Origin of the sequence: Stenotrophomonas sp. OVS01A, from assembly GCF_019969775.1 — a bacterium.
In the GTDB taxonomy this organism is placed as follows: Bacteria; Pseudomonadota; Gammaproteobacteria; order Xanthomonadales; family Xanthomonadaceae; genus Stenotrophomonas; species Stenotrophomonas indicatrix.
Genome location: NZ_JAHXYV010000016.1, coordinates 1 through 493 on the forward strand (window position 1 = coordinate 1; position 493 = coordinate 493).

Consider the following 493-nt stretch of genomic DNA (forward strand, 5'->3'; position numbering starts at 1 on the left):
CTATAGAGCTTCCAGATGGTAAATTGGCAAACAAATGCTCGATCAAACTTGAAGTTTCCTCTTTCGTTAAATAATAAGAAACACCTAGTAGACTAAAGAAAGTTTTATTGTTGTCAAAGCCGCTATTTATTAGATTTTGATGTAAAAATTTTTTTGTGAAGTCCATCGCAACAAAATGTACATTACTAGGAAGTTTAAAATGAGCTTCATTTAATCTTGTCTTTTTAAATTGCTGTGTTGCTGGATGGTCGATTTCAAAGATTTCCAAAATATGTTCAAGTTCTGGGTGTCTAAAACTAAAAGTATCTAATCCTGCTCCGAGAATGACATATTGTTGTAAGCCTAGCGTTACTTCATTCAGTAAAACCTTTTCACAATATGCTGCACATGCTAAGGGCGTAGGGGAGAGTTGAATTTGCACAATCCATTTCAATAGTTCTTTCGTATTTCCGTTTAGTTTTTCTGCGATTTCTTTGTTGAAAAACTGTATGCC

At 33.9% G+C, this 493-nt stretch carries 1 protein-coding gene; it reads right to left on the reverse strand.

Going from position 1 to position 493, the window contains the following annotated elements; genetic code table 11:
• The coding region (locus tag LC407_RS20800; protein WP_223483527.1) for a class I SAM-dependent methyltransferase at positions 1-493 on the reverse strand (493 nt) is incomplete at both ends.